Origin of the sequence: Nitratidesulfovibrio liaohensis, from assembly GCF_011682075.1 — a bacterium.
Classification (GTDB): Bacteria; Desulfobacterota; Desulfovibrionia; order Desulfovibrionales; family Desulfovibrionaceae; genus Cupidesulfovibrio; species Cupidesulfovibrio liaohensis.
This window is the reverse complement of record NZ_VSMK01000145.1, coordinates 1-5,940: the sequence shown is the minus strand read 5'-3', so window position 1 is coordinate 5,940 and position 5,940 is coordinate 1. Positions and strand designations below refer to the sequence as shown.

The 5,940-nt window shown below is 70.1% G+C and carries 5 protein-coding genes; 3 read left to right on the top strand and 2 right to left on the bottom strand.

The window, feature by feature from the left end:
• The 3 genes from FVW27_RS20865 to FVW27_RS06195 all read left to right on the top strand — a co-directional run.
• A partial coding sequence (locus FVW27_RS20865) for a helix-turn-helix domain-containing protein (RefSeq protein ID WP_243838245.1) occupies nucleotides 1-314 on the top strand: 314 nt, incomplete at its 5' end.
• 402 nt (nucleotides 315-716) lie between these two features.
• Nucleotides 717-2,606: an anaerobic carbon-monoxide dehydrogenase catalytic subunit gene (cooS, locus tag FVW27_RS06200; RefSeq protein WP_167123644.1), complete on the top strand. Its 1,890-nt coding sequence runs from the start codon at nucleotides 717-719 to the stop codon at nucleotides 2,604-2,606.
• Between the two features lie 376 nt (nucleotides 2,607-2,982).
• Nucleotides 2,983-3,825 carry an ATP-binding protein gene (locus FVW27_RS06195; RefSeq protein ID WP_167123642.1) on the top strand — a complete coding sequence of 281 codons (843 nt, stop codon included), beginning with the start codon at nucleotides 2,983-2,985 and terminating at the stop codon, nucleotides 3,823-3,825.
• A gap of 350 nt (nucleotides 3,826-4,175) precedes the next feature.
• On the opposite strand, the gene FVW27_RS06190 is transcribed toward FVW27_RS06195, so the two are convergent.
• Both FVW27_RS06190 and FVW27_RS06185 read right to left on the bottom strand, forming a co-directional pair.
• A complete protein-coding gene (locus FVW27_RS06190) occupies nucleotides 4,176-4,703 on the bottom strand; it encodes a DUF309 domain-containing protein (protein WP_243838244.1) in 528 nt (175 codons plus the stop codon).
• Nucleotides 4,704-4,778: 75 nt separating this feature from the next.
• Nucleotides 4,779-5,600, bottom strand: coding sequence for a TatD family hydrolase (locus tag FVW27_RS06185; protein ID WP_167123640.1), 822 nt, complete (start codon nucleotides 5,598-5,600; stop codon nucleotides 4,779-4,781).
• Between the last annotated feature and the right edge of the window lie 340 nt (nucleotides 5,601-5,940).

The window sequence follows — 5,940 nt, the reverse complement described above, 5'->3', positions numbered from 1 at the left end:
CCCCGCACGTCCTTGCCGCCCCCTCGGCCCACACCCCGGCCCCCCCCTCGGCCAACGTCCCTGCCGCAATGCGCCCCGCCCATGCCCCCGCCCGTCGCCACGCCATGCCCGTCCCATCGGTGCAGCCCGGCAGCGGCCAGATCATCCGCATGGACCTGACCACGGAACAGCTGGCCGGCATGGTGGGGGCCACCCGCCAGACCGTATCCACCCTGCTCAACGACATGATCCGCTCCGGCATCCTTGAACGGGTGGGACGCGGGGCCTACCGCGTGCGCGACATGGACCGCCTGCGCGAACTGGCCAGCGCGTAGACCGGCGTCAGCCGTTTCTGTCCGGTCCAGCCCGGCCCCTTTTCCCCTGCCCGCCAGCGGCCACGGCTCTGCCCCTTTCCTTTCCTCGGCGGGGTATGCACCCTGCCGCCGTTTCCCCCGCCGTCTCTACCTCGCCATCGCCCCGCCCTGGCCGCCTTTCCGACCCCTCGCCGCCTTGCCGCGATTTCTCCCTCCCATTTTTTGTGTACCTTCGCGCCTTTTGTCGGCTAGCCGACATACCCCACCGGCCTGCCGCGCTACATTCGCACCATACAGTGCCGCCCGCGCGCAGGAGAGGACGCGCGGGGGCGGCGGATGCGTCCGCACGCGTCGCGGGAAACGGCAGCGGACGTGGTGCAACCGCAGCGGCCCCGTGCGGGGCCACCGCCCAGGGAGGGCAACATGAATTCCGGAACCCCCGACAACGAGCGCACCCTGTGGGAAGACGCGCGGCAGATGCTGCGCAAGGCCGAAGCCGAAAACATTCCCACCGCGTGGGACCGCATGCGCGAGCAGACGCCCCACTGTAAATTCTGCGAACTGGGCACCACCTGCCGCAACTGCGTCATGGGCCCCTGCCGCATCGCCAACCGCAAGGACGGCAAGATGCGCTACGGCGTGTGCGGCGCGGACGCCGACGTCATCGTGGCCCGCAACTTCGGCCGATTCATCGCGGGCGGGGCAGCAGGGCACTCCGACCATGGCCGCGACCTGATCGAAACGCTGGAGGCCGTGGTGGAAGGCCATGCCCCCGGCTACACCATCCGCGACGAGGCCAAGCTGCGCCGCATCGCCGCCGAACTGGGCGTGGCCGACGCGGACACCCGCCCCACCCTGGACGTGGCCCGCGACCTTGTGGACGTCTGCTACGCCGACTTCGGCAGCCGCCGCACCGAACTGGCCTTTCTGAAGCGCGCCCCCAAGGTCCGCCGCGAGCTGTGGGAGCGCCTGGGCATGACCCCGCGCGGCATCGACCGCGAAATCGCCGAGATGATGCACCGCACCCACATGGGCTGCGACAACGACCCCGCCAGCCTGCTGACCCACGCCGCGCGCACCGCGCTGGCCGACGGCTGGGGCGGGTCCATGATCGGCACCGAACTTTCGGACATCCTGTTCGGCACGCCCATGCCCCGCCAGTCCACCGTGAACCTGGGCGTGCTGCGCGAAGACGCGGTGAACATCCTGGTGCACGGGCACAACCCCGTGGTGTCGGAAATGATTCTGGCCGCCGCGCGCGAACCCGCCATGCAGCAGGCCGCCCGCGATGCCGGGGCCGCCGCCCTGAACGTGGCCGGGCTGTGCTGCACCGGCAACGAACTGCTGATGCGCCAGGGCATTCCCATGGCGGGCAACCACCTGATGACGGAACTGGCCATCGTCACCGGCGCGGCGGACGCCATCGTGGCCGACTACCAGTGCATCATGCCCAGCCTTGTGCGCATTGCCGCGTGCTACCACACCCGCTTCGTGACCACCTCGCCCAAGGGGCGGTTCACCGGGGCCACGCACATCGAGGTGCACCCCCACAACGCACAGGAAAAATGCCGCGAGATCGTGCAACTGGCCATCGAGGCCTTCACGAAACGCGACCGCGCGCGGGTGAGCATTCCCGTACAGCCGGTGCCCATCACCACCGGCTTTTCCAACGAGGCCATTCTGGCCGCGCTGGGCGGCACCCCGGCCCCGCTGCTGGACGCCGTGAAGGCCGGGCAGATTCGCGGGTTCGTGGGCATCGTGGGCTGCAACAACCCCAAGATCATGCAGGATTCCGGCAACGTGGGTCTGGCCAAGGAACTCATCCGCCGTGACATCATGGTGCTTGCCACCGGCTGCGTGACCACGGCGGCGGGCAAGGCAGGGCTGCTCATGCCAGAGGCCGCCGACATGGCCGGGCCGGGGCTTTCCGCCGTGTGCAAGGCGCTGGGCGTGCCGCCGGTGCTGCACATGGGCAGCTGCGTGGACAATTCTCGCATCCTGCAACTGTGCGGCCTGCTGGCCGACGAGTTGGGCGTGGACATCAGCGACCTGCCCGTGGGGGCGTCGTCGCCGGAATGGTATTCGGAAAAGGCGGCGGCCATCGGCCTGTACGCCGTGGCCAGCGGCATTCCCACCCACCTCGGCCTGCCGCCCAACATCCTGGGCAGCGACGTGGTGACCGGCTTGGCCGTGGACGGCCTGAACGGGCTGGTGGGCGCGGCGTTCATGGTGGAGGCCGACCCGGTGAAGGCGGCGGACCTGCTGGAAGCGCATATCGTTGATCGCCGCAGGAAGCTGGGCCTTTCCGCGTAGCACGCATACAAACATGCAGGTGCGCGTCCGGACCATCGGGCATCGTAGACGCACACCTTGCGCATCACCCGGCGGCGCGGTCACCGGCCCGTGGCCGCGCCTTCCCGCACCGGGACGGGCCGGGGCAGGCACTTCCTGCTCCGGCCCAGCTCCGGCGCTCCCGCCCTGGCCCAGCTTCGGCACTTCGGCTCTGGCCGGGACACACGGGGCTACAGCGGCGCACGCTGTCGGGACATCTCCGTGCCATCCCCCCTTCGAAAGCTTTGGGGGGATGGGGTGGGGGTCCGGGGGCGGGGAAGGGACCCTTTCCCGAAAGGGTCCCTTCCCCGCCCCCGGTTCTCTCTCTTCCGAAACGGACGCCACACAGGAGGCACGCATGAAACTGGCATTTGCGGGCAAGGGCGGTGCGGGCAAGACCACGCTGGCGGCCTGGACGGCGGACTATCTGGCCCGGCACGGGCACGACGTGTGGATGATCGACGCGGACACGGCCCTGTCACTGGGACGCGCGTCGGGACTGTCGCGCGACGGCCTGCCGGTGCCGCTGGTGGAACGGCACGACCTGATCATGCAGCGCATCGGCACGGGCATGATCAGCCTGACGCCGGAGGTGGGCGACCTGCCCGAGGCACTGGCGGTGGAGGTTCCCCTTGGGGGGGCTGCGGCCTCCGGCATTGCGCCGGGGCGCAAGCGGCTGCTGGTCATGGGGTCGGTGGCCGGGGCCGGGGGCGGCTGCGCCTGCGAGGCCAATTCCCTGCTGAAGGCCCTGCTGTCCCACCTGATACACGACCGGCGCGAATGGGTGCTGGTGGATCTGGAAGCCGGGGTGGAGCACCTTGGCCGGGGCACCGTGGCGGCGGTGGATGGTCTGGCGGTGGTCAGCGAGCCGGGGCTGCGCAGCCTGGAAACGGCGGCGGACATCGCCCGTCTGGCGCACGGCCTTGGCCTGCACCGACAGGTGCTGGCCCTGAACCGGCTTGCCGGACCGTGCGTTGCCTGCGCCGAAGACGAATACCTGCCCCAGTTACCCCTGCTGCCTGACAGCCCCGAACTGGTCGGGCTGCCCGAAACGCGGGTGGGCGTGCCCGCCTTGCCCGGCCTTGCGGCGCGCATGCTGGACAACGCCTGCGTCACCGGCCTGCCGGAACACGCGCTGGTGGACCGGTTCATCGCGCGGCTGCTGGAAGGGTTCGGGCATCCTGCGGGGGCCACGGCCTGAGCGGACCTGCCTTCGCGGAAGCGATTCCGGTGCTGCACGGCCTAGCCACCAGAGCGCATGCGCCAACTTCTGCGCGGATTGCGTCCGCAGCCGGAGATCACCGCCGGAGGCCTTGCGACGGCGGAAGCTCCGGCGTCACGGGCGCACCGCAAACTGACAAACGGTACCCGCACGACCCGGACCTTCAACAAGCCACCGGGAGATTGGCGCACATACGCATTCCGCCGGGCAGATCGCCCGAAGGCGCTTTGGCCGAGGGAAGCTGACCGGCATGGAATGCGGTGGAGGATAAGCCGGGGGTGCAGGGGAGGCGTCGCCCCCCTGGAGCGCGGGGGTGCAGGGGGGCCTCGCTAAAGGCCCCCCTGCCCGCCGGAGGCATACGCACGCCGCACGCGCGGCAGCAATTCCTTCCATCGCGCCGCGTCCAGCCGTTGGCCGGGTGGCAAATCGGCCAGCACCGCGCGCATGCGCAACGCCTCGCCCCGCAGGGTCGCCAGATCCACCCCGAACCATGCGGGCAGGAACGGGGCAAGATGCCCGGCGCCGCGTTCCAGCAGGCGCAACGCCCCGACGCGGTTGCCGTTATCCTCGTGCAGCAGCCCCACGGCGATTTGCAGGATGCCCTTGTACACGTCGCGTTGGGGTCGGGTTTCGTCCAGCCACAGGTGTTCCAGCACCTCGTGGCAGGTGAACCACGCCCCGGCCTCGAACAGGGCCAGCGCCCGGTCGAAGCGGCGGATTTCGTCAGGGAGACGGTCGTCTGGGGCACGGCTGTCGGGGGTACGACTGGCCAGCATTTCACCGTCTGGGGTCCGCCCAGCCCCACCACCTTGTGGCGGCACGGCAGCCTGATCGTTTCGCGTCTTTTCCTCAGGCATGCAGCCTCCCCGGCGGTGGCGCGCCGTCACGACGTTCCGGACATTTTCCCTTCCGACATGCCGACGCCAGCAGCGCTACAGCCCGAAGAACCGCCGGGCGTTGCCCCCGGCCGCCGTCCACAGTTCGGCCACGTCCATGCCCCGCGCCTGGGCCACGGCCTGCGCGGTGAACACCATGTAGGCGGGTTCGTTGCGCTTGCCGCGATAGGGCACCGGCGACAGATACGGGCAGTCGGTTTCCAGCAGCAGCCGGTCCAGCGGCAGCGTGCGCGCGGCCTCGCGCAGGGGTTCGTTGGCCGGGTAGCTGACCGGGCCGGGCAACGACACATGCCAGCCGTGCGCCACGATGCGTGCGGCCTGCGCCGCGTCGCCGCCAAAGCAGTGCCACAGCAGCGGGTAGTCGGAAAAGCCTTCCTCTTCCAGCACCTGCATGGTGTCGTCGAAGGCGTCGCGCGAGTGGATCACCACCGGGCGGCCCACCTCGCGCGCCATGGCCAGCTGGGCGCGAAAGGCCGCGCGCTGGATGTCGGGCGGGCATTCGTCCCAGTAGAAATCCAGGCCAATCTCGCCCACGGCGCGCAGGCGGTCATCCTGTGCGAATGCGCCGCGCATGGCTGCAAGGGCCGCGTCGTCACAGGCCTGCGCCTCGCACGGGTGGATGCCGAGCAGAAAGAACACCTCGGGCCGCTGCGCGAACAGGTGGCGGTTGGCCCTCCATTTTTCCGGGCCAAGGAACACGTTGCCGAACTGCGCCACCCCGGCGGCGCGGGCGCGGTCCAGCACGGCCTCTCGGTCGGCGTCGAACTCGCTGCCGTCGAGATGGGCGTGCGATTCCACGCCGGTGCTGGGCAGCCCCAGGCTTTCCGGCGCGGGGCGTTCCGGTTTCTTCTTGGACATGATGCGGATTCCTTATCGTGATGACGCGCGCGGGTGCGAAAGACACGGGACCGGCCCCTCTGCGTCTCCGGATGGAGGGCAGGCGGGCGGTGGCCACGGCACAGGCAGACAACGCGAGGCGTCATGAAATGTTCATCGGAAGCACGGGGAACATGCGTCTTCGCGGAACGCCTGTCCAGTATGCAGACGTTCGCGGCGGGGCTGAGCAAAGACGCGTCTAGCCGCGCGCGGGGGGAAACAACGCGCCCTTGGCCACCCGCGTCCACAGCGCAAGCACCGCCTCACGCTGGCGCTCCAGCGAACAGGCCCGCGCCGTGGCAAGGCCCGCCCGGCGCAGCGC